General features: G+C 43.7%; 18 protein-coding genes and 2 pseudogenes. 16 read left to right on the top strand and 4 right to left on the bottom strand.

Translation table 11 applies throughout. The features are described 5' to 3' along the window. Positions 1-42 precede the first annotated feature (42 nt). Together G7035_RS23090 and G7035_RS23085 are read right to left on the bottom strand one after the other, a co-directional pair. On the bottom strand, positions 43-2,319 hold the full coding sequence (locus tag G7035_RS23090) for an alpha-galactosidase (RefSeq protein WP_019687227.1): 2,277 nt from the start codon (positions 2,317-2,319) through the stop codon (positions 43-45). Positions 2,320-2,358: 39 nt separating this feature from the next. Further along, a complete protein-coding gene (locus tag G7035_RS23085; protein ID WP_019687228.1) occupies positions 2,359-3,357 on the bottom strand; it encodes a LacI family DNA-binding transcriptional regulator in 999 nt (332 codons plus the stop codon). A gap of 175 nt (positions 3,358-3,532) precedes the next feature. On the opposite strand from G7035_RS23085, the gene G7035_RS23080 reads away from it, so the two are divergent. The 8 genes from G7035_RS23080 to G7035_RS23045 all read left to right on the top strand — a co-directional run bounded on the left by G7035_RS23080 (position 3,533) and on the right by G7035_RS23045 (position 13,674). After that, on the top strand, positions 3,533-5,341 hold the full coding sequence (locus tag G7035_RS23080) for a cache domain-containing sensor histidine kinase (RefSeq protein WP_019687229.1): 1,809 nt from the start codon (positions 3,533-3,535) through the stop codon (positions 5,339-5,341). Then, the gene (locus G7035_RS23075) at positions 5,334-6,440 is read left to right on the top strand and encodes a response regulator transcription factor (protein WP_016818756.1); all 1,107 of its coding nucleotides are present in this window, start codon (positions 5,334-5,336) and stop codon (positions 6,438-6,440) included. Before G7035_RS23080 ends, G7035_RS23075 begins: the two co-directional genes overlap by 8 nt. Positions 6,441-6,636: 196 nt before the next feature. Next, a complete protein-coding gene (locus G7035_RS23070; protein WP_019687230.1) occupies positions 6,637-7,938 on the top strand; it encodes an ABC transporter substrate-binding protein in 1,302 nt (433 codons plus the stop codon). A 79-nt stretch (positions 7,939-8,017) separates the two neighbouring features. Then, entirely contained in the window at positions 8,018-8,896 is an 879-nt protein-coding gene (locus tag G7035_RS23065) for a carbohydrate ABC transporter permease (RefSeq protein WP_016818758.1), read from the top strand. A 28-nt stretch (positions 8,897-8,924) separates the two neighbouring features. After that, positions 8,925-9,767 carry a carbohydrate ABC transporter permease gene (locus G7035_RS23060; RefSeq protein ID WP_013371135.1) on the top strand — a complete coding sequence of 281 codons (843 nt, stop codon included), beginning with the start codon at positions 8,925-8,927 and terminating at the stop codon, positions 9,765-9,767. A gap of 194 nt (positions 9,768-9,961) precedes the next feature. Continuing rightward, the gene (locus G7035_RS23055; RefSeq protein ID WP_019687231.1) at positions 9,962-11,563 is read left to right on the top strand and encodes an alpha-amylase family glycosyl hydrolase; all 1,602 of its coding nucleotides are present in this window, start codon (positions 9,962-9,964) and stop codon (positions 11,561-11,563) included. Between the two features lie 167 nt (positions 11,564-11,730). Further along, positions 11,731-12,453 carry a hypothetical protein gene (locus G7035_RS23050; RefSeq protein WP_230877806.1) on the top strand — a complete coding sequence of 241 codons (723 nt, stop codon included), beginning with the start codon at positions 11,731-11,733 and terminating at the stop codon, positions 12,451-12,453. Positions 12,454-12,609: 156 nt separating this feature from the next. Next, positions 12,610-13,674 (top strand): Gfo/Idh/MocA family protein, encoded by a 1,065-nt coding sequence (locus G7035_RS23045; RefSeq protein WP_019687233.1) that lies wholly within the window; start codon positions 12,610-12,612, stop codon positions 13,672-13,674. A gap of 110 nt (positions 13,675-13,784) precedes the next feature. Here G7035_RS23045 and G7035_RS23040 read toward each other — a convergent pair whose 3' ends face one another. Beyond that, positions 13,785-14,303, bottom strand: coding sequence for a DUF3231 family protein (locus G7035_RS23040; protein ID WP_019687234.1), 519 nt, complete (start codon positions 14,301-14,303; stop codon positions 13,785-13,787). Between the two features lie 151 nt (positions 14,304-14,454). Between G7035_RS23040 and G7035_RS23035 the strand changes: the two genes are divergently transcribed. From G7035_RS23035 to G7035_RS27865, 6 genes and pseudogenes are all read left to right on the top strand, one after another. After that, positions 14,455-14,718 (top strand): WGxxGxxG family protein, encoded by a 264-nt coding sequence (locus tag G7035_RS23035; protein ID WP_019687235.1) that lies wholly within the window; start codon positions 14,455-14,457, stop codon positions 14,716-14,718. A 254-nt stretch (positions 14,719-14,972) separates the two neighbouring features. Continuing rightward, a pseudogene (locus tag G7035_RS23030) lies at positions 14,973-15,400 on the top strand (MarR family winged helix-turn-helix transcriptional regulator). A 215-nt stretch (positions 15,401-15,615) separates the two neighbouring features. Continuing rightward, positions 15,616-16,638 carry an NADH:flavin oxidoreductase/NADH oxidase gene (locus G7035_RS23025; RefSeq protein ID WP_019687237.1) on the top strand — a complete coding sequence of 341 codons (1,023 nt, stop codon included), beginning with the start codon at positions 15,616-15,618 and terminating at the stop codon, positions 16,636-16,638. Positions 16,639-16,901: 263 nt separating this feature from the next. After that, positions 16,902-17,950 (top strand): annotated as a pseudogene (locus G7035_RS23020) (AraC family transcriptional regulator). 212 nt (positions 17,951-18,162) lie between these two features. Beyond that, complete coding sequence (locus tag G7035_RS23015) at positions 18,163-18,957, top strand: SDR family NAD(P)-dependent oxidoreductase (protein ID WP_019687239.1); 795 nt, start codon at positions 18,163-18,165, stop codon at positions 18,955-18,957. Further along, positions 18,929-19,075: a DinB family protein gene (locus G7035_RS27865; RefSeq protein ID WP_080561160.1), complete on the top strand. Its 147-nt coding sequence runs from the start codon at positions 18,929-18,931 to the stop codon at positions 19,073-19,075. Before G7035_RS23015 ends, G7035_RS27865 begins: the two co-directional genes overlap by 29 nt. A 159-nt stretch (positions 19,076-19,234) precedes the next feature. On the opposite strand, the gene G7035_RS23005 is transcribed toward G7035_RS27865, so the two are convergent. Further along, a complete protein-coding gene (locus tag G7035_RS23005; protein ID WP_019687240.1) occupies positions 19,235-20,620 on the bottom strand; it encodes an MFS transporter in 1,386 nt (461 codons plus the stop codon). A gap of 112 nt (positions 20,621-20,732) precedes the next feature. On the opposite strand from G7035_RS23005, the gene G7035_RS23000 reads away from it, so the two are divergent. Both G7035_RS23000 and G7035_RS22995 read left to right on the top strand, forming a co-directional pair. Beyond that, complete coding sequence (locus G7035_RS23000; RefSeq protein ID WP_016818769.1) at positions 20,733-21,620, top strand: LysR family transcriptional regulator; 888 nt, start codon at positions 20,733-20,735, stop codon at positions 21,618-21,620. Positions 21,621-21,961: 341 nt separating this feature from the next. After that, positions 21,962-23,335: an MFS transporter gene (locus tag G7035_RS22995; RefSeq protein WP_019687241.1), complete on the top strand. Its 1,374-nt coding sequence runs from the start codon at positions 21,962-21,964 to the stop codon at positions 23,333-23,335. The last annotated feature ends 267 nt before the right edge of the window (positions 23,336-23,602 follow it).

Raw genomic sequence — 23,602 nt, 5'->3', positions numbered from 1 at the left:
CTGCCTTGTTTTAATTTTTTATCGTCACCGGCTGAACTATGATTAACAGGAGATAGCTTTAAGGCGGAAGGTAGAGCTGGCAAAATCCCCAGTGAGATCCGAGACAACAAGTCCAATCTTCATTAGACGGTCACCTCCAAAAGTTTCACCGTCGAACGCCACACGGAAGGGGGAGACGCCATCTTCAGCCAAGGTACCACCGACAGGTTCTGAAGTATTGCTGGTTGCCCCGGTTTCGATTATATACTTTTTAGCTGGGTCAAGTCCTTTTAGAGTTAGTCGCCGGATAGGACCATTTGGCTCAGCCAACACACGGAAGTAAGCGACAAAAGCTTCGGACTGGTCTTCGCTAACAAACATCCAGGCAGTATTGCCTCGGCCCTCAAACGGACTAAGAAGTCGATACATATCTCCCTGCTGTACAAGGGAACGGATTTCTTTATACTGGGCAATTTGTCTGGCAGCAAGCTCTTTTTCTTCATTCGTAAATGCAGTAAGGTCAAGCTCGTAGCCAAAATTCCCGCTCATTGCCACGTCGCCACGTATGGCGAGGGAGGTGTTTCGTCCCACCTGGTGGTTCGGCACGTTCGATACGTGGGCCCCCATGGTACTGGCCGGATACACGATGCTGGTGCCGTACTGGATAGCCAATCTTTCAATAGCATCAGTGTCATCACTGGTCCATGTCTGCGGCATATAGTAGAGCATCCCGGGATCGAATCGTCCACCTCCACCAGAACAGCTTTCAAACAAGATGTCCGGGAAGCGTGAGGTCAGGCGTTCCAGCAGATCATAAAGTCCGAGCATATAACGGTGCGCAGTTTCTTTTTGACGTTCGCTAGTAGCGGTAGCCGAAGCAATCTCCGTCATATTACGATTCATGTCCCACTTGACATAAGTAATTGGGGCGATCGAGAATACGGAGCTCAGCGTCTCGTACAAGTAATCGCATACTTCCTTGCGGGAGAGATCCAGCACCAATTGGGATCGGCCTTCCGTCCGCCGCCGACCTTCCGCATGTAGGCACCAGTCGGGATGGGTGCGGTACAGCTCACTATCAGGTGATACCATTTCCGGCTCAACCCACAAGCCAAATTGTAATCCTTGTTCATTAACCCGTTTGGCTAGGTCGGTGAGACCTCCAGGTAGCTTGCGGCGGTCTTCGAACCAGTCCCCAAGCGAACTGTTGTCGTTGTCGCGCTTGCCAAACCAACCGTCATCAAGAACAAATAGCTCAATTCCAAGAGGTCCCGCTTCTTTGGCAATCGCCTCGATTTTATCGGCGTCGAAGTCAAAATATGTGGCTTCCCAATTGTTCACGAGAATCGGACGTTCCTTGTCGCGATAAGTTCCTCGGCACAGACGTGTGCGGTAGAGTCGGTGATAGGTGCGCGACATGCCCCCAAGACCTTCTTCGGAAAAGACCAGCACGGCTTCAGGGGTCTGGAATGACTGACCCGGTTCAAGCCGCCAGGAGAAGTCAAAAGGATTGATTCCGATACTTACACGGGTCTGATTAAACTGCTCTACTTCCGCCTGCGCAACGAAATTGCTGCTGTAGATTAGACTGAAGCCGTACACATCCCCACGATCTTCTGTTGCATCTGGACGAAGCAGGGCCAGAAAGGGATTCATTTGGTGACTGCTGGAGCCTCGCCGGCTTTCCAACCGAATGGCGCCGGGGCCAAGATCGCGGCGTTGGATATGTCTTTCCCGAACCCAGGCGCCAGATAGATAGAGAGCTTGATAATTGGAATCGGCGAAGTCGACAGAGGCGCTCATCGCCTGCTCAATATTCATGACAGCGCTTCCCTTATGTTCAAAAAGAGTAGACCTAGCAATAGCGCTGTGGTTCGCAAATACAGTATAGAGCAGTGTAGCCTTAAGACCTGAGTGCTGGTCCTCAAGGAACAACAGGAGAGTTGTTGCTTCATCATCCGATTCGGTATAGACGGAAGGGAGGCCTTCAAGCTTTGGTTTGCCCGGTTCAACACGGTGGCCCCTATATTTTAGCTCCGTAGTTCGAGTTCCATCCGCAAGCGCAACCTGATAAGCCGGTTGACGGAAGTCACTTGTCCCATACTGTGGATATTCCTGTGGAAGCGCATCCAAAGAAAGCGTGCGATTGGAAGAAACAGGAGTGGGGGAGAAGGAGCAGCGTTCTCTAAGCTCCAATATACTTGCGAGACTTTGGTCATGATGAAGCTGAGCTCCCCAATAGACATGTGCAGGATATCCTTCTACCAACTGGATAATATAGCTGCAATCCTTGGACTGCAGGTGAAACAAACCAAGCGCTTCGTTAACATGAATGTTCATGATATTCACTCCTTAGGGGGTTATCATCTCGATTGACTCTCAAATATTGATTTTACTGTTGATGCATGAGCTTTCCCGTATGACAAGCTTAGTCCCGATCACGCTGTACGCAGGTGGTTCACGTCCCTCAAACCGTTCAGAGAGCAACTGCACGGCAGCTTTTCCCATTTGTTCGGGATAGGCACGTACAGTAGTTAGCGGAGGCTGCACGAAGGCCGCCATCTCAATGTCGTCGAAGCCGACAACAGCCATATCTTCGGGTACCTTGACTCCATGTCCATGAAGGGCGCGGAGGGCTCCAATGGCGAGCGGATCGCTGGCAGCGAAGCAGGCTGTCGGTCGTTCCTGCTCGGCTAGAAGCTCGTTCATCATTAGATACCCATCCGCAGTACTCCAGGCGCCTATGCGGACGAACTTCGGATTATACAAACCTCGTTCCCGCATGAATCGTTCAAAATAATGCGCCCTTCGCTCTCCATCGCTCTTCCCGCCAATAAATCCGATTTGTCGGTGGCCAAGCTCGAGCAGATGTCCAAGTGCCTGGTCAACCGCCTGCCGAAAATGGAGTCGTACGGAATCGTATTCCAGCTGCTCATGGTACTGGTCGACAAGGACAATGGTGTTCTTGTCCGGATACAGCTTGGACACCTCTTCAGGATCAACGCCGCCCACGACAATCAGACCATCCACCTTCTGCAAGGTGTCGAGAGATGAACGGCCTCGCAGCGTCTGTCCCAATGTCAGGCCAAGCTCTTCACAGCGCAGTTCGATTCCACGGCGGATCGAGGCGTAATACGGATCGTCTCTTTCCTCCTCAATGGAACACCACAGCAGGAGGGAGACCGTTTTCCCGGCACGTTCCGTGTTCCTCTTTAACTGCCTCAGGCGGGAAGGCTTATACCCGAGCTGCTCAGCAATTAAAAAAATTCTGTTTTTGGTGTCTGGACTCACGGATAGTGACAGATCGTTATTTAAAACCCTTGAAACGGTTGCGGCAGACACTCCCGCTTCGCGGGCAATGTCTTTAATGGTTGCCAAAGAGCTCACACCTTTTTAGTTAATAATTTTACTAAAAATCGACTTTATCCTAACACATACTTTTGGCACTTTCAAGATGGATTGTTGAATTTTTTTAACATTATTTTAGTTCTACTACTGTTCAGATTAGTTGTGTTAACATGATGAATATTCTCTGATGACGGAGGGGTCTTATTTGAATATTCTGTCCCTAGCTCGTAAGTGGTTTGGTCGCCTTCGCTTTAAAAGCAAGGTTATAGCGGTATTTCTCCCGCTGATCATTATTTCTCTGCTCATTCTTGGACTTGTGTCCAACCAATTTTTCAGTCGTTCATTGATAGAGCAAACGACCAGCAACGTAGTTGACGAATCTCAGCTCATCCTGTCCCGGACCGACTACATATTCAGTAGTGTGGAAACGGCGGCCAACATTATGGTCACGAATATTAACCGGATGTATGATTCATACGGTGCTAGACCTGATACTGCCATAGATCGTGTTCAATTTGGTAACCTGATGCAAAGTCGTCTATCTATTGATTTATCAATCTTTCGCGAAGTGGATGCGGCGGTATTTATTGATAATGAAGGGACAATTTTTGCTTCTTATACCGAGAGTGGGGATGATAGTAAAGTCTATAGCATGCTCAAGCGGGTAAGGGAATCCGAAAGCTATGGACAAGCACTCTGGTTTGATATGGATAAGAGAGATTTCCTAACACCGGATCCCAACTCTCCGGTTTTGACGCTGGGAAAGATGGTCATTAATATAGACACCGGCGAACCCTATGGAACGCTTTTTCTGTTAGTGAAGGAAGAAGGTTTGTCTGATTATTTTCGTTCCAGCGATCCCGATGCGCCCAAATCTTATTATTTTTTAGATAACGAGATGCGTGTGGCTGTGGCAGAAGACAATGGGATGCTGATGAAGCCAGTGAGTTCACAGTTAGCGGAGGCCATCCAAGGCTGTGGATCTGATGTGTCCCCAAAAACATGTTCATTTGAGGATGGCGGCAATCTCGTAACGGTCAATGATTATAACCGGATGGGTTGGAAGCTGGTCAATATTGTTTCTCTTAGCCTGCTTACAGCTGATGTCCGGCAAAATGTAAGGCTTTCACTCTTAATCGGCGTATTTTGTCTTGCTTTTTCCTGGCTCGGTGCTAGCTTCCTGTCCAAAATGGTCGTTAGTCCTCTCGAACAGCTGACTAGAGCCATGCGAAAAGTAGTTGCCGGCGATTTACAATCGGTTGCGATAGTCCGAACAGAAGATGAAATCGGTACCATTGCTGAAGCTTTTAACTTTATGATAAGACGGATTCGGGAATTGCTGGATGAAGTGAGGCAGGAGCAAAACCGCAAGCGTGAATATGAACTCGCATTGATGACGGCTCAAATAAAACCGCATTTTCTGTACAACACTTTAGATACCATTTATGCACTGAATGAGTTGGATCGTAATGATGAGGCTAGAGATACTACGAAGGCGCTGGCAGATTTTTATCGAATGGTGCTAAATAAAGGACGGGAACTCATTATTTTAGAAAAGGAAGCTCAGATTACTGATGATTACCTGACTATTCTGCAAATCCGTTATCCCGATGTGTTCCGCTATGAAGTGGATATCCCTCCAGAGCTTGCGGGTACACCGATCCCGAAACTCTCGCTCCAGCCACTTGTCGAGAATTCGATTTACCATGGTCTTAAGAAGAAAGGAACCAAAGGTTTTATCCGTATTTTCGCTTTTACACAGAACGATAGGGTGATCGTCCGGGTGGAGGACAACGGTGTGGGAATGGACGAAATTCAAGTTCAGAACATTATGTCCAGACATTTACCGAAAGAAGGAATACGATCAATCGGTACCTATAGCGTTCAGCAACGGCTGAGCCTGTATTTTGGCGAGGAGTATGGGATATCCGTGCAGAGTGTTCTCGGAGAGGGAACCATTGTTGACCTGTCGCTACCAACGCAGCCAAAGGGGAGTGTACATCAAGATGTATAAAGTGATGATTGTTGATGATGAGCCGCTGTTCCGAGACTTTCTGCGAATTAAGATAGACTGGGAAAGTCACGGCTTTCGGGTTTGCTGTGAAGCAAGGAACGGGCAGGAAGCACTTCAGGAAGCCGAGCGGCATCAGCCGCACCTTGCCCTCGTTGATATCAATATGCCCTTTATTGACGGAATTGAATTAGCCGAGAGGTTGAAAGTCAAGTTCGAACGAATCGTAATTGTATTCATATCCGGGCATAACGAGTTTGAATATCTACAGAAGGCCGTTCGAACTGGAGTGCAGGATTATTTGCTGAAACCGTTCAATGCAGAAGAAATGCTCTCAATGTTGGAGCGTATTAAAGCGAAATTACCAGTGCTTCCACAGGAGAGTGAAAGTGCAGAGTTAAGGGGACAGGACGGCGAAGTGTTGCATAGCAGAGCAGGTATGCCTGATTTGGGTCATCTACGCGATGCGGTTGTGCTTGACCTCCGAATGAAAGACAGTGAAACGCTAGAGGAGGTCCGCAAGGCAATCCGCCAGCTTAGTAAATATAAATGGGGAGATGAATACGCAGATGCGATGCTTATGGGAATCGTATCTTTAGCCCTTTCTTTTGCCAGTGAACGTGGCATTCCTTATGACCAGCTATGGGAAAACGGAGGAGACAAGTCTCCTTACGAACGGCTGCGAGAGTTAGATTCCTGGGAGGCTGCTGAAGGTTGGATGCTCGCCCTATACCGCAAGCTGATCCTGCTGATGGAGAATATGCGTCCTACGAAGGCTTCCAATTTATTCGCGGCGGCGATCAACTATATTGAGGAACATTATGCAGACGCAGAGTTGTCTGCTGAGCAGGTGTCGTGCGGAGTATTCGTCGATCCCAGCTACCTGCGCCGCGTATTCCGCAAGGAGTCTGGCTTTTCCATAGTGGATCACATTACACACATCCGAATGAAGAAGGCTAAGGAGCTTCTGCTGAAAGGCAATCGGAAGCTGTCAGAAATCGCTGAAAGTGTCGGTTACAGTGACCCCAATTATTTCAGCAAATGTTTCAAGAAACGTTTTGGTATGACACCCACTGAATATGAGCAACTCAAAAAGAGATAGTATCTGCCTTGTGAGGCAGAACACATCAATTTAAGCCTGGCGGTTTTCCTATATGGAGGACCGCTGCTCTATTTGTCCCGTTTTTTACTGATAATACCCGTTTTATTCCTTAAAGAAGAATAGAGGCAGCGGTATACTGTAGTCAAGCAAATGAAAGCGCAATCATCAAAGACTCTTCATGAGGGGGATAAAACAAATGAAAAAAAATCTTAAAATTTGGAGTGCAGCCTTGCTAGTACTCACCATGTCCGTTGGATTGGTTGCTTGTGGCGAAGACAACTCAGCCTCTTCCAATAACGGATCAGGGGACGGAACGATCAAATTGAAGGTGTATGCACAGCATTTCGATGACGATACCATTAAGCCGTTCGATTATGCGGTGGCAGAGCTCAAAAAGAAGATGCCAAACGTAGAAATTGAACTGGATCCTGCCGTGCAGGACGGAGGCCAGAAGCTTAAAACATATGCGGCAACGGGCAACATGCCGGATGTCTATTTAGCGGATTGGTCTGTCCTGCAAACTTTTGCAAAATCGAAAAATGTCGAGGTTCTTGACAACTATGACACAACAGCCGAATTCAAGAAGAGTCTTAACCCGGGAGTTGAATCGCGTTTGGTAGCTCCTGACAATCATGTGTATGCTTACCCTGAAACTGGTATTGAATTCCAAATGATTTATTACAACAAGTCCATTTTTGAGAAGGTAGGAATCAAAACACCGCTTAAGACGATTGATCAGATGGCCGATGCAGCGAAAAAGTTAAAAGCTGCTGGTTATGTACCGATGTCGATCTTTGCAAAGGAAAAATGGATTACGACCGCTTTTTATAACGGACTGGTTACAAGAGAGCAGCCGCGTGGATTTGGAGCACTTGAGGAGAAGGGTGTAAAAGCATTGCCAGAAGCATTCGTAACAGCAGCACAGCAAATGAAGCAACTGCAAAGAGCCGGATTGTTCGATGCCAACGCTACGAACACCAATTATGATCAGGCATCCTCCCTATTTTATCAGGGCAAAGCTGCCATGTTCGTGAATGGACAATGGGAAATTTACAGTTCCCAGGAAAAGCTGGGCGATCAAGTCGACTGGATGTACTGGCCTGCAAAGGATGAAGCAACCTACGAGAAGTCCAAATATTTTATTGACGGCTCAGGTTCTCCGCAAGGTTATGCAGTATCAGCGAATAGCAAAAATAAGGAAACAGCCGTAAAGGTAGCGGCATTCCTTGCCTCGAAGTCAGCAGAGTACAGATACACTCAACTTGGAAGTCCGATAGTTTCAGTGAAAGTAGATAAGCCAATGGCCTCCAATGTTCCAGCAATGATGCAGCGAGTTGTCAAAGAGTTGCTGCCTAATGCGCAGGAATATGCTCAACTTCTGAGCAATACAAAAATTCAGAACACCATTAATGACAATACTCAAAATATGATGGTAGACAACTTTTCTGAAAACGATTTTGTGAGCAATCTGAATAGCACATTGAATAAAGAAAACTGAGAATTCAGGGAATCGGCAACCCTTGGCGGCATAAGGCGCTGGGGGGTGCTGTTCCAAAGATAAGGGGTGGAAGCAAGACATGAATAAATATTTGGGGAACAAACCGGCGCTCGCACTGTTTCTCCTCCCTGCTTTGATACTGTATAGCGTGATTCTAATCTATCCTGTTTTGCAAACCGTTCTTCGCAGCTTTTATGATTGGGATGGTCTTAGTACGCTGACCTTTTCGGGATTGAATAATTACCGAGAATTATTCTCCGATCCTCTACTTGGGACTTCGCTTAAGAACGGATTGATCTTTGCGATTGTACTGGCAGTCTTTCAGATCGGACTGGGAACGATATTGGCACTAATCTGTGCGGACCCACGTACACGCGGGCGGAAAATACTGAAAACGGCTTATTTTATCCCAGTTGTCCTATCGGTAACCGTGGTGTGCCAGCTATGGATTGCAATCTACGATCCAACCAACGGATTAATCAACCGACTGTTTGAACTCTTGAACATCCCGTATCAGCAAAATTGGTTGAGCTCCCCAACAACATCCATTATTGCCATCGCCTTTGTTAATGCCTGGCAGTTTATGGGATACCAATTCTCGTTGTTATATGCGGGAGTTAAGTCAATACCCGAAGACTACTTTGAGGCGGCCACAATTGACGGTTGCAGCAAATGGAAAGCGCATCTGCATGTTACGCTTCCTTTAATGAGGGAAACATACAAATTTTGCTTCATTATCGCGATAACCTCTGGAATAGGGGCGTTTGTGCAGATGCTGATTATGACAAATGGTGGGCCCGGCACTACAAACTACACAATGACATTCATGATTTATCGCTATGCTTTTATGGAGAGCAACTATGGTTATGCGTGTGCTGTATCCGTGCTGCTTGTATTAATCTCGTTATTGGCAACTGTAGTTATCAATAAGCTGTTCGACCGCGGACAAACCGCCTGATGAGGCGTGTATTGAAAAGGAGAACGAAATGAGTAAAACCGCTTTGAGCAAGTTCAGACATGCTGCCCTGCAGATACCACTGTGGTTGTATCTAATTGTTTCGGTCTACCCGTTGTTTTGGATGGTATCCTACTCGTTAAAGAACAACGATGAGATCTTCGTCTCTAACCCATTTGGACTGCCAACGCATTTTCGATACGAAAATTATATTAATGCCTGGACACAATTTAATATTCCCCGTTACTTTCTGAACAGTCTGGTCGTATCAACGATTTCGACTCTGTTTATCCTTTTACTAGCTCTGATGTTTGCCTTCGCAGTGGCTCGTATGAGGTGGAGATTTCGTTCTACTGTCCGGACTTATATGACCATAGGAATGTTTATGCCACTTCAGGTTATCATGATACCGCTGGCGATTCTGGTTCGCGATTTTAATCTAACGAATACGTATGGAGCTCTTATTCTTCCTTATATCGCAATTGGCCTTCCTTTCTCGTCCATGATTTTCTATGGGTTCCTTACAGGAATCCCTAAGGAGATAGAAGAGGCAGCATGCATGGATGGAGCTAATATTTATAGACTGTTCCTGAAAATCATTGTACCCCTTGCATTACCTGCAATTGCAACTGTAGCCATTTTTCAATTTTTGAACAACTGGAATGAGTTCACTTTGGCCTATATTCTCATTTCTGATGAAAATATGAAGACATTGCCGCTAGGCTTGCTTTTCTTCCAAGGTTCTTATAGTACAGATTGGGGAGCCATGGGGGCTGTTATGACTATTGCCTCCTTACCGATGGTACTCGTGTATCTGTTCTTGAGTGAACAAGTGGAGCGGGCGATGACGGTAGGTTCCGCTGTAAAAGGATAAAAATAGACTTGCAAGCAAACTGCCTGGGTTAAGGATCAGAAAAAGATCCTCTAACCCAGGCAGTTTGTTCGATACAGACATCAAACAATAAAATCGATATTTTCCACTATAATAGATAATAATATCCCCTTTTTTTGGGTGGTTTTTCTTTATAATGAAGGCGCACCCATAACAATTAAAGGAGCTGATATGTTTTGACTCGTAACAAACGCTTAAGAAAATGGTCCACGATCCTGTTAACGGTGCCTATGCTCACGATGTTCGCCTCAAGTGCAATGGCCGAGCAGGATATGAACGGGCATAAGCCTCCGAATTCTGCTGGAAGCGGCGTGTTTTACGAAATTTATATCAATTCTTTTTATGATTCGAACGGGGACGGACATGGTGATTTAAAAGGTATTACGCAAAAGCTTGATTACTTAAACGACGGCAATCCCCGTTCGGGTAAGGATTTGCAGGTCAGCGGCCTCTGGCTCATGCCACTGAATCCGTCTCCAAGCTACCATAAATATGATGTAACTGACTACTATCAAGTGGACCCGCAGTACGGGAATCTGAATGATTTCCGCACCTTGACGAAAGAAGCAAAAAGAAAAGGTGTCAAGGTGATCATTGACCTTGTTATCAATCATTCAAGTAGCGAGCACCCTTGGTTCAAGGAGGCTAGTGCCAACCCGCAAAGCAAATACCATGACTATTACGTATGGGCTGATGAGAATACAAACCTGGATGAAAAGGGATCATGGGGCCAGCAGGTATGGCATAAGAATCCGAATGGCGAAGGGTATTTTTACGGTACCTTCTGGTCCGGGATGCCGGATCTGAATTTTGATAATCCCAAAGTCCGCAAGGAAATGATCAAAGTCGGTAAGTATTGGCTACAGCAAGGTGCAGACGGCTTCCGGCTTGATGCGGCGATGCATATTTTTAAAGGGCAAACGAAGGACGGTGCCGATAAAAACATTACGTGGTGGAATGAATTCCGTTCCGAGATGGAAAAGATAAATCCAAACGTATATCTGGCAGGAGAGGTATGGGATAAACCGGAGACAATAGCTCCTTATTACGAATCGCTCCACTCTCTGTTTAATTTTGACCTGGGCGGAACGATATTGAACTCTGTGAAAAACGGTCGAGATCAAGGTATTGCTACATTCTCCGAGAAAACGCTGAAGCTGTACAAATCATACAATAAGGCGGCACTCGATGCTCCATTTTTAAGCAATCATGACCAAACCCGAGTTATGAGCGAGCTGGGCGGGGATGTACGAAAAGCCAAGCTGGCTGCATCCATTCTTTTGACGTTGCCGGGTCAGCCGTTTCTCTATTATGGGGAAGAGATCGGCATGAAGGGAGAGAAGCCCGATGAGTATCTTCGAGAGCCTATGCGCTGGTACAAGGGAGAAGGCCTCGGTCAAACAAAGTGGGAGGAACCCAAATACAACAAAGGCGAAGTATCGGTGGAAGCGCAGTTGCGGGACAATGATTCTCTGCTGGAAAGCTACCGCACGCTTATCCGTCTGAGGGAAGAACATGAGGCTCTTCGCAGCGACAGTCTAGAGCCGATCCAAGCAGGTTCTGCCAGCGTGACGGCATACGAACGTTCTTCAGGCAAAGAAACATTGTATGTATATCATAATCTGTCAGGAGAGCCGGTTACCATCCAGATGAAAGATCGAGATAAGGAAAAGCGGAAAGTGGTTTTCTCTACCTCAAAGGATGCTAAAGTAAGGAAAGAAACGGTGACGATTCCCGCTTACAGTTCTTTAATTACCCAAGAAGATAGAAAGAGCTGAGCTACGCAAACTTACAGCCACAATAAGGATGGATATTTATTGGTAAATACATGTGGGGGGTGTGAAGAACACCTCTCTTGTAAAACTGTAATATATACTCAAATATAAGCTCGTAAGGAGGATGTAACCTGATCTGTTCCACTCATCAAAAGCGTATAGTTGCTGTGATGAATTCGTTACCGGTAAAGCAAAAGTATTCTAAAAACGAATTACTGATTAATGATTTCAAATTAAAGTCTTCGGGAGACGTTGAAATGTTCTATTCCCCGCATAATGAATATATCAATTCTTCCGCGAAAGTAGTGCTAGTTGGTATTACACCCGGTTGGCAGCAGATGGAAATTGCCTTTCGAACTGCCATAGTAACTTTGAAGGATCAACAGTCATATGAGGAAGCTTGTAAAAAAGCCAAATTTGCAGCTAGGATGGCTGGTTCCATGCGAGACAACTTAATAAATATGCTTCAAGAAATAGGATTGCATGATTTTTTGAAAGTGTCGCATGTACGTAAACTATTTGATTCAGATTGCTCGTTGTTACATACAACTTCCTTAATTCGTTTTCCAGTCTTCGTAAATAAAGAGAATTACAATGGACATCAACCTTCCATGATTAATCATGCTTTTTTGTATGGAGCAGTGCTTGAATCTTTTCTTCCTGAATTAGAATGTTTGGATTATCCACTTATTATTCCATTAGGAAAGTCAGTCGAGACTGTTCTTCGTCGCTTGCTTGATGAACAGAAAATTCAAGAAAAGAAAATTCTGTGGGGGTTCCCTCACCCGTCTGGTGCTAATGGTCATCGAATAAAACAGTTTCAAAATTCAAAGAAGTCAATGCAGGAAATCTTGAGTGAGTATTTATCCAATACTGAATCCCCTAGATCTTAATATCCCCCTTTTTTTGGGGAAAGATTTCCTTTATAATGAAAGCGTATGCAATAACATCTTACGGATGACCTGCATGGCAGTAACCGATTTACAATTGAATTCGATCCGTGAGCAACCGTTTGATAGGTGGTGGCTCAATTTAGGAGTGGAAGGAAAATGAAAATGGACAATCGGAAATACAATGTAGTTATTATTGGTTATGGAGGTATGGGAAGCTACCACGTTCAATTAATTGAACCTATTGAGCAGCTTGCCATTGGCGGTGTATATGATATTGTCGATTATCGGATGGAATTGGCTGCAGCAGCCGGCTATAAAACTTATGCCAGTCTAGATGCCGTTCTCGGCGATCAGGACGTAGATATTGTATTAATAGCAACGCCTAATGACGTTCATAAAGAAATTGCAATCCAAGCATTGCAAGCTGGCAAACATGTTATTTGTGAAAAGCCCGTTACGATCACGAGCGCAGATTTCTTAGATATTGTCGAGGTGGCCAAGCAAGAAAATCGTCTGTTTACAGTACATCAGAATCGCAGATGGGATGAAGACTTCCGTATTGTCAAAGATTTAATCAGTAAGAAGACTGTTGGCGATCTTTTCCATCTGGAATCGCGGGTTCAGGGAGCTAACGGCATTCCAGGCGATTGGCGGCAATTGAAGGCGTATGGTGGAGGAATGCTGCTGGATTGGGGAGTGCATCTGTTGGATCAGCTACTTCAGATTACGGACAGTCAAATCGAAAGTGTGACCGCTACCTTAAGTTATATTTTGGGGACAGAAGTGGATGACGGCTTTAGTAGCTTCATTGAGTTTAAGGACGGTCTTACAGCGGTCATTGAAGTAGGTACAACGAATTACGTAAAGTTGCCGCGTTGGTATGTTAAAGGAACCGAAGGAACCGCAGTGATCAAGGATTGGGATTTGAGCGGAGAGATTGTCACTCGGAATCCAGATGTCGCTCACGTGGAACCCAAACCGATTCAAGCAGGTCAAGGATTGACCAAAACGATGGCACCTCCGTCTGAGGAATCCACCCTTAAGTTCCCGATTGAGAAAATACCTGCTGCTGCAGAAAGCTTTTACGAAAATTTTGTCTCCACCATTGAAGGAAAAGCCGAGCTTGCGATCAAAAGCGAAGAAGTGCACCGTGTACTGGTGCTGATTGAGACAATTTTTGAGGCGGCAGCGAACAAAAGCGTGATTCGAAGAGATATTTAATGAATTGTAAACAAATCTAACCCCCATTGTCCTCATATTAAGGATAATGGGGGTTATTGTTTTAACTTTCAATCTGTTCTGAATATAGCTAGAAGCGATTTAATCTATTTTTAAACTTCAACAGCTTCAGGTCTTTTCACTTGAAGGGGAGGAGGCACCAGCCATCCTTTTTCTTTAGTCATTTGAAGAATCTTAACTCCTAAAGCAGTTTTGGTAGCATGATATTTTGCAAACAAGGCCCCTATATCCTCTCTAATGGATTGCCCCATCACTTGACTACAAGCCACCAGTCCCAATGAGGTATCAGACGCAATTTTAGCAGCAATCTCCGGGTCAGTAAAGCGCGCACCAACAGGAATATCTTCAAGTTTCACTGGAGGTCTTTCTGGTAAGGCTGGCGCTGGAGCAATCCCATTATCAGTAAGGAGTGTATCACACTCTTTAATTTCAAGTTTCGCTTGATCAATGAGTGCATCCAATATTTTTTTCAAATCCTTATCTCCTGCATGATTCAGGAATGCTTGGTAGAAAGACAGAGCTCCTTTTGCGGCCAATGAAAATTGCCAAACACCGGAAATTTCACCATAGTGCATAGGTTCATCTTTTGGATTTCCACTTAATATTCCCATCATAACCGCTCCTTTAATATTTTTTACACCGATCTTATAGTTCCAATTAATGATTAAAAGTATCCACATAAATTTGTAATTACACAATGGAATAAGGAGCAGTTTTTTGGAGAAATTATATGCATCACACTTTCAGGGAGGATTCCTTTTTATGAAAAAACAAATAGTCACTGCTGTAGCTTCCATGTTCTTCTTTGCAGCTTTAGTCGTTCCTTCATCAGCACAAAGTGCAAATGTAGATGTGGCCAATGACACAGCTAATAACGCTTATCACAACAACAATTCAACCTACAACGCTAACAGTGTACGAACAAACGCCGTAGATAATGACAACGATATGGATTGGGGATGGATTGGCTTACTTGGGTTACTGGGACTGGCTGGAATGCGCAAAAGAGTATCTGACCATAAATAATTAGTAAACTACAATGGGTTTCAAAACAAAAACACCTTCAGGAGAATGCTTCCATTTCTAAAAGGGAGGCCGATTTTGAAAGGTGTTTTTGTGTTGACCACTTAAGTCACTGCTTCAGAAAGGATTTTTTATAACCTCTATCTGTTCTTAAGGGTTTTGACCATTTCCGGTAACCCTGATAGAATTAATTATTCCCTATAATGACTCCTATAATATGTGTTATTTATACTTTAGAATAGAACGGGTGAGTCGAAATGCATAACAACAATACTATCGAACTTTTAAATATTTGGCTGTCCTTACTAAACTCCAATCGAACATAAACGATGAATTGGAACATGCACTTCAAGAAAACTATAGTTTATCCTTAAATGAATTTTTGGTTCTGTATTTCTTATCTCAAACCGAGGAAAAGAAATTGAGATTGCAGCATTTACAAGAGATGGTTGGGTTAAGCCAAAGTGCATTATCTAGACTGGTAGTCAGAATGGAAGCAAAAAGCTGCGGAGCTTTGCAAAGACATATATGTGAAGATGATCGTCGGGGAATCTATACAAGCATGACCGATTTTGGTGAAAAGAAATTTGATAGAGCGCTCGAAACCTTCAACCAGATTCTGGAGTCAGTCCTTTCAAAAGATGAGTTGAAGCAAAAATTACAATCACTCATTGAAAAAATATAATTCTTTCATATAAAATTAAAACTTAATACGAAATTTAATGTCTGAATAGAGTAAAATTTAACCCTAGGTCTAGAGAATACAATCTCTGGGCCTTTATTTACGTAAATGCATAGTTTAAACGGTAGTTGACAAATAAAAAATGCATGCTGTATTATATGCATGTGCATGCATTTAATATAGTGTTCACTATAAAACCTAGAAAGGGGTCTTTCTTAATGAAAGATTTATTTAGTGCTTATAAATTTAAAGGCTTGGAATTAAAGAACCGGGTCGTCATGCCTCCAATGTGTCAATATTCTGTTGACAAGAAAGATGGTATAGCTACCGATTGGCATTTCATGCACTACGTAAGTCGTGCAATTGGTGGAACTGGATTCATTATAGTTGAAATGACTGATGTAGAACCAGATGGACGTATTTCTGACTTTGACCTGGGATTGTGGTCTGATGAGCAAATTCCTGCATTGAAAAGAATTGTAGATGCCTGCCATAGTTATGGAGCAAAAGTAGGTATCCAAATTGCTCATGCTGGACGTAAAGCAGAAGATGCTGAAGTGCCTGTTGCTCCGTCCGCTATTCCATTTGATGAGAAATCTAAATTACCTAGAGCTCTTTCAACACAAGAAGTTAATGAAATGGTGGAGAAGTTCCGCGGTGCTGTAGCACGTGCTGTGAAGGCCGGAGTTGATGCCATTGAATTACATGGAGCTCACGGATACTTAATCCATCAATTTCACTCTCCTCTTACCAACCAAAGAGATGATGAATACGGGAAAGATCTCCTGAAATTTGGTCGAGAAGTTATTCAGGCAGCCAAGGCAGAGATGCCGGAAGACATGCCGCTTATCATGCGCATTTCCGCTAAAGAATACGTAGCAGGAGGATACGACATTCAAGAAAGCATTTCTTTTGCCAAAGAATATCAACAAGCAGGAGTAGATATTTTTGATATTTCTTCAGGCGGGGAAGGACCTATCGCTGCGTGGGGTAGACCAGGCAGTCACGCAGCATACCAAGTGACACTTGCTCGAGAAATCAGACAAGCACTCGAAGTTCCAGTCATTGCAGTCGGAAGACTCGATGATCCGATCCTAGCTAACGCTGTAGTAGGAAATGAAGATGCAGATCTTGTGGCTGTCGGGAGAGGAATGTTAAGAAATCCTTACTGGGCTCTTGAAGCCGCAACAAACTTGAAAAAAGAAATAACGATCCCGAAACAGTATACTACAGGTTTTTAGATACAAAATCTTCTTATGCTGCCAGGTGTTATGAATATAGAATACTTTAACATAGTAATTTAACATACACGTTGATACACCCTGATGTTCTTGAAAATAAACTTGGAAGTAGAAATGACTCAAAAGCAACCGGTATGCCGGTTGCTTTTTTATTATGGTGGTCAAACATTCAGTAAGCATATATTAACAAAATTCACTATACTGGAATGATCAGAGAGTGCAATTAGTAGGTAAAATGGAAGTAATAAAGGAGGTCTCTATGTATGAAGAAGTCTCATACTTCTGACCATATTAAAATTCCACCAGGATTTTGGACAGGTTTGTATCAATTAGGAATTTCCGCTCACGACGTAGCTTGTAAAGCAAGACTGCCGCTCACCATTATTCATGAGCCCGTAGTCACAAGCGTACAATATCTCGCGATCTGGCAGGCATATTCCGATCTCATTGGTGACACTGCAAAAGGAATCGTTAAGCTTGCAACTGTCTTTGAGACAGCGAAGTACCCACCGACCGTCTTAGCGACTTACCACGCTCGTGACTACCGCGACGCTCTAAACCGAATGGCTCGGTACAAACAACTATGTCCTCCCGAAACCTTACGTGTCACTGAGGAGGGGAGCACTGTACCATAGAACTGGAATGGCTATATACCAAACAGCCCGGTCCACCGATGCTGACGGGTATTACACTTGCATGTCTTCTGGAGCTTGGGCGCCGAGGCACTGGCCAGCCTTTGACGGCGCAGCTCGTAGAATTTTCGCAATCCATGGGAGATGTGCAGGTTCTTGAAGCTTATTTTGGGTGTAGTGTCCAGGTTGGTGCAAAATGTAATCGATTGACGTTATATCGAAGAGATCTGGACCGAACTTTTGTCTCATACAACCAAGAGTTGTTAGAGATTCTCACACCCGCTCTGGACCGGTCGCTGGATGAACAGTGCAGCCGCTCAATTACTGAGGCGGTCAAATGGATTATAAAACGTAGCCTCACCGGAGGACGCCCCGACATTCAGGCTGTGGCGAAGGAGCTCAGAATGAGCGATCGTACCTTGCAGCGCCGGCTTACTGACGACAATACGAGCTTTAAACAACTGTTAACACAAGCTAGACATGAGCAGGCACTAGAATACTTGGCAGATCCCTCGCTTGATATAAAAGAAGTGGCCTTTTTGATTGGATATGAAGACCAGAACTCATTTTACCGCGCTTTTCGTCTTTGGGAAGGGGATACTCCTTCAAATTGGCGCACTACACATTTAGATACCAACTCGATATCAAAAGAATCGCTAGGAAGATCGACTATCTATTAATAGTTTCCCAACTCCATTCATTCTACAGAGAGCTTGTAATTACTGACCTTATTCATCTGGCGTGTTAAACAAGAACTTTGGCGCTATATGCTAGTTACTGAGCATTGCTGCCCAAGGTAATATAATCAGATACCAGAGCTTAAGGTTGTTTTAAAATAAGCTAAGAATTCGCTTACCAGCAAAGATAAACGAATGAGAGGGAGAAAAGTATTATGGATATGGGATTAAACAATAAAACAGCTTTAGTTACAGGGTCTACAAAAGGTATAGGTAAAGCAATAGCCATTGAGCTTGCTAAAGAAGGTGTGAATGTACTTATTAATGGACGGAATAATAAAGAGGTAGAACAAACTGTAAATGAAATAAAATCAAATTTTCCAACGACCTTTCCTCAAAATGCTACAGCCGATATTGTGGATCTGGAGCAGAGGGAGGTTTTGTTTGAAAAATACCCCAATATCGATATCTTAGTGAATAATATGGGGATTTATGAAATTATGCAATATGAAGACGTTGACGATGAAGTATGGGAAAGATATTTCCGTACTAATGTTCTTGCTGCAAACGGATTATCTAAATTTTATTTACCTAAAATGTTGAAAAACAATTATGGCCGTATTATTTTTATTGCGAGTGAAGAAGCAATCATGCCTTCAGGGCAAATGCCACAGTATTGTATGACCAAATCGATGCTGTTATCACTGTCAAAAAGCTTATCTAAATTAACAATAGGAGCAGAAGTTACAGTCAATACGATTATGCCAGGACCAACGCTTTCTGAAAATGTACACCAAATTATTGAAGATATTTATGCCAATGATGATATGACTTTTTTAGAAAAAGAGAAACAATTTATGGCCGCAAACCTGCCTCAATCCGAAATACAACGATTTATTAGACCTATAGAAATAGGTAGACTAGCTACATTTGTATGTAGTCCTTATGCAGCCGCATTTAAGGGCTCTCCAATCCGTATAGATGGGGGAATGGTGCCAACTATTTTTTAATATTTTTACTGCGAACAGGGCTTCACTGCGTTTTACCGTAATGCATCAAGCACACCATCGAGCGCAAATGACTGTCCTGATGAGACAAGCTAATTTACCTTTGCATAAAGGGATTTGAGAGCTGGATTAGGGCTGTGAACTGGAATTATTGTCACTTACCCATCGCTACCAAAAACAGCCGATCGCTCGGCTGTTTTTTAACTAAACTCCTTTCTCTTTCGTTGAAAAATTAACGTTAAATAAAGAGTAGAGGGGTTTATTTGAAGAAACGGTGAACCTATGACTCTCGCAATTGTCCTGACTCCCGGCGTCGCCGACTCATGAATACCAAAGTCAATGCAATTACCGTAAGGACAATCCCAAGCACTTGAAATCCCTCGAAGCTGAACTTACCTCCCATTACGATACCTATCAACAATGAAGAGAAAATGGTTCCCAGATATCTTGATGTATTAAACAATCCGGATGCTACACCGATTATTTCTTTTGGAGAACTTTGGAACAAGGCTGCTTGCATACCTACATTGTTCAGTCCGTTGCTAATACCGAATGCAGCCAAAGCCAAACACACGCTGATCACCGGAGAAGTTGGATTTAATGTTACAAGCCACACAGATCCCAATGTCATCAGGATTGCGGATACCAGTAATGCCGGTCTGGGTCCTGATTTATCAATCCATCGTCCTGCTATTGGAGAAGCAGCTAGCGAGCACAAGCCTAAGCTTAGCATGAGAATCCCTGTTTGGAACTCGCTTACATGCCTTACCACTTGCAAGTAGGACGGAAGCCCGAAAAAAAGCGAGTAATAGAGTACGTTAACGAACATGAATTCGACATTAACCCAAGTCAACGCAGGATATTTGGCGAACGTGCGTAAAGGAATAAAGGGTGACGTCGCTTTTAACTCATATCGTACGAATGCCCCCAGCGCACCGAGGCCTATTAACCCGACAATGACGTTTTCTAACGAGATATGCCCAGATGATTTTGCCGAGAGTAATCCAACGAGCAAGGCAACCAGCCCTAATGTGAAGAGCAGGATTCCTCTTGCATCAATTAAATCAAACCATTTACGAAAGGACATGTTGCGTGCAACGGATGTTGGTGATTCGTCCTTAGGAATAGTCCTCCAAGCCAATAGAAAGCTGGCTACCACAAACGGAATATTGATGAAAAAGATGGCAGGCCAATTCCACCAATGAATCAAAACCCCGCCAATAAAGGGTCCAATTGCTGCCGCTCCTGATAGGAAAATGGACAAAACAGACAGCGCAGTCGCTTGTTTCTCTGTAATATGGATTCGAACAATGGCCATTCCAACCCCAACCATCATGCTTGTTCCGATGGATTGCACAATGCGGAACACGATGAGCGATCCAAAGTTTGGTGACAATGGGGCTAGTAATGATGCAATGAATGATACAACAAGACCTGTAAGAAATATCTTTCTACGACCGAATAAATCGCTGGCTTTGCCCATGACAGGTTGAGCGATGCTGCTTGCAATATAGAAAGAAAAAATAATCCAGGAAACACCTGTAAAGTCAAGGCGAAATACCTTTTGCAGACTTGGAATAGCAACAGAAACCATCGAAGAATTTAATGGATTCAATAGTATCCCTAGACCAACTGAAATCATTAACCACCAGCTGCGAACACTCATTTCTGGTCCCCCTATAGCGAATTAATGTCATCGTACTCGAAATCGATTATTCATTCCAATGCATTTGATGTTATAATCTCATTGACTTGAGGGAATGAATGGAGGATGCGATTTGGAACTTCTTCAACTGCAATATTTTCTCGCTGTAGCTCGTTTGGAACATGTAACAGAAGCTGCACGAAGTCTGCACGTTACTCAATCGTCGCTCAGCAAAACGATTCAACGCTTGGAGGAAGATCTGGGGGTCCCTTTATTCGATCGAACAGGGAGAAAACTGCGATTGAATGAGTTCGGGAGCAAATTTCTTCACCGTGCAGAAAGGGCTTTGTTTGAATTAGAACAAGGGAAGCAGGAGCTTAGCGACTTATCCAATCCAGAACTTGGAACTCTCGAATTAGCTGTGACCACTGCAAGCACATTGCCAAATATCCTTAGAGAGTTTCGGAGAAAACGACCCTATATTCAATTTCATGTGCAAATGCTGACCACGCAGGAAATGGTTACACTTCTTCATAGAGGGGAGGTTGATTTTTGCTTATCCTCACCTCCTGTTGAAGGGAATGACATCGAATGTAAAATCGTATGTATCGACCCCATTCTTGTAGCTGTTCCAAAGGGGCATCGGCTTGCGGATCGAAATAGCGTATCCTTGACAGAGCTAAGGGAAGAATGGTTTGTCGGCGTAAAGAGAGGCTATGGTACTCGTGATTTAGTGGACTCTGTATGCATGTCGGAAGGATTTGTGCCTAAATATGTGTATGAGGGGGATGAACCTGCAAGGCTTAGTACTCTTGTGGAAGCCGAAATTGGCATAGCTTTCATACCGAGCACGGCACGAAATTCGCAGGAACATCTCAAATACCTCCAGGTAGAGAATCACGAATTGATACGGGAAATTGCTTTATTATGGAACAGGAATCGGTATATTTCGCAGGCTGCTCAGGAATTCCGCGAGATAGTTGTAAAATATTTTGCGACGATTTCCAAACAAACAACTTAGTTCCATATATGTTTTTGATGATCTACCATTGAAAATAAATAAGTAGGAGATTGCGTTAATAAGATAGCGCAGAGGCTAAACATTGTTATCCAACGAGTAGGAACTAACCGTTTTTGCTTTACTTCGTCATGAAATGATTATCGTCAAAAATAACAGGTGATATTTTTATTATTTTAGTGATAATATGGTTAGGTAATTGCAATTAAACAGATTTTTACTTTTATTTTGTGGAGGCGTTAGAATGAAGTACAAAGTGAAAAGAAGGGCACAAATTAAAGGGGATAACGCATCACTGGCCCTATAAACTGCGTAATCCCTGGTATTTTTAAGGGGTTTGCATAATGGAAAAATCGATTGAGAAACGTATTCCTAATTCTTTGATTTGGCTGTGCGTGCTTGCATTTTTCAGCGTATTGAATGAGACGGTGTTCAACGTATCGTTGCCCGACATTGCCGCTCAATTTGGAATTAAGCCATCCGCTGCAAATTATGTTAATACCAGCTTCATTCTTTCTTTTGCCGTAGGAACGGCCGTTTACGGAAAAATATCGGACATTTACGGCGTAAAAAAACTGATTTTCATCAGTATGATGATATACGGCGGGGGATCGCTAATCGGCTTGCTTTTTCATGCCTGGTTCCCGATTTTGCTTGCCGCGCGATTTATCCAAGGAGCAGGTGCTTCTGCTGTCCCTGGACTGATTATGGTCATCGTTACCAAAAGTATCGAAATGCAGCATCAAGGAAAAGCTTTTGGTATGATTGGATCGACCGTTGCCTTGGGAGAAGGTTTTGGTCCTATACTTGGAGGCTGGATCGCGGACTATGTACATTGGTCCTATCTGTTTTTCCTGCCCATGATGACGCTAGTCACACTACCGTTTTTCTTACGGACGCTCTCTGACGAACCTGTGAAAAAAGGTGGGCTTGATGTTCCGGGAGGCCTGCTTTTTGTTCTTGGAACGGTTTCGTTCACTTTATTTACGACACATTACGAATGGTGGTATTTGAACATCAGTGTCATTCTTTTCATAGGATTTGTGCTGAGAATTCGAAGAGCTAAGGAACCTTTCATAGAACCAGCTTTATTTAAGAGGAGAAGATTTATTGTCGGTGTATTTGTAGGTGGAATACTTCTAGGAACCGTTGCAGGATTCATGTCTATGATCCCTTATATGATGAGAGAAGTGCACCAGATGTCGACAAGCCTTATTGGAGGCGGTGTTCTGTTTCCAGGAACGATTAGCGTGATTCTTTTCGGGATCGTTGGCGGTTCTTTGGTCGATAGGCAGGGAGCTCGTTTTGTCATGGTTGCAGGGTTATTGCTTCTGGGGTCGGGTCTTTTAATCGTTTCACTTTTTGCCGATCGTAGCCCCTGGATCATCTCAGGAGCATTGGTTTTGATTTTTGGTGGACTATCCTTTGTCAAAACGGTCATCTCAACCATTGTGGCAGGCTCGCTAAGTGTTGACGAATCTGGCTCAGGTATGGGTTTTTTGAATTTTTCCTGCTTTTTGGCGGAAGGGATCGGTATCGCAGTTGTAGGCGGACTGCTCACACAGCTGAGGTTCAACTTTTCTATTTTCCCAATCGTTACTGACGTTGCAGCATATTTATACTGCAATTTAACGTTACTACTTCTAGCTGTAGTAATTACAGGCGGTGCCATTTTTATGATCGTGTTCAAGGGAGAAAAGGCTTCCTTGGATCATTAATAGGAAATAATAATTTTTATAGAGCTGACATTGATACATCATGATGTCAGCTTTTTTATACAAAAAACTAAACATTTTATAGTATAAGGTTAATTCTTTGCAGGTTAAATATGAAGAATTCGATGATAAAATACTATCTGTAAACGTTTACAATTAATAGATACGTGGCTGTTTTTGGCAATTAAACCCGTAGCAGAGCAGGGGAATGCAAACGGAAAATCTTTCAGTCCAAATCTTGGTGAAAACAAATACTATATGAATAGGAGA

Origin of the sequence: Paenibacillus polymyxa, assembly GCF_015710975.1 — a bacterium.
Lineage (GTDB): Bacteria > Bacillota > Bacilli > Paenibacillales > Paenibacillaceae > Paenibacillus > Paenibacillus polymyxa.
Note: the sequence above shows the minus strand (reverse complement) of the source record. Positions and strands in the feature narration are given on the sequence as shown.

Bases quoted from the DNA above. Each gene is read 5' to 3' on its own strand.
- G7035_RS23035 (WP_019687235.1), top strand. From the start codon at position 14,455: ATGAAAAAACAAATAGTCACTGCTGTAGCTTCCATGTTCTTCTTTGCA.
- G7035_RS23045 (WP_019687233.1), top strand. From the start codon at position 12,610: ATGAAAATGGACAATCGGAAATACAATGTAGTTATTATTGGTTATGGA.
- G7035_RS23025 (WP_019687237.1), top strand. From the start codon at position 15,616: ATGAAAGATTTATTTAGTGCTTATAAATTTAAAGGCTTGGAATTAAAG.
- G7035_RS23040 (WP_019687234.1), bottom strand. From the start codon at position 14,303: ATGGGAATATTAAGTGGAAATCCAAAAGATGAACCTATGCACTATGGT.
- G7035_RS23070 (WP_019687230.1), top strand. From the start codon at position 6,637: ATGAAAAAAAATCTTAAAATTTGGAGTGCAGCCTTGCTAGTACTCACC.
- G7035_RS22995 (WP_019687241.1), top strand. From the start codon at position 21,962: ATGGAAAAATCGATTGAGAAACGTATTCCTAATTCTTTGATTTGGCTG.
- G7035_RS23060 (WP_013371135.1), top strand. From the start codon at position 8,925: ATGAGTAAAACCGCTTTGAGCAAGTTCAGACATGCTGCCCTGCAGATA.
- G7035_RS23090 (WP_019687227.1), bottom strand. From the start codon at position 2,319: ATGAACATTCATGTTAACGAAGCGCTTGGTTTGTTTCACCTGCAGTCC.
- G7035_RS23015 (WP_019687239.1), top strand. From the start codon at position 18,163: ATGGATATGGGATTAAACAATAAAACAGCTTTAGTTACAGGGTCTACA.
- G7035_RS23050 (WP_230877806.1), top strand. From the start codon at position 11,731: ATGAATTCGTTACCGGTAAAGCAAAAGTATTCTAAAAACGAATTACTG.
- G7035_RS27865 (WP_080561160.1), top strand. From the start codon at position 18,929: ATGGGGGAATGGTGCCAACTATTTTTTAATATTTTTACTGCGAACAGG.
- G7035_RS23005 (WP_019687240.1), bottom strand. From the start codon at position 20,620: ATGAGTGTTCGCAGCTGGTGGTTAATGATTTCAGTTGGTCTAGGGATA.
- G7035_RS23075 (WP_016818756.1), top strand. From the start codon at position 5,334: ATGTATAAAGTGATGATTGTTGATGATGAGCCGCTGTTCCGAGACTTT.
- G7035_RS23065 (WP_016818758.1), top strand. From the start codon at position 8,018: ATGAATAAATATTTGGGGAACAAACCGGCGCTCGCACTGTTTCTCCTC.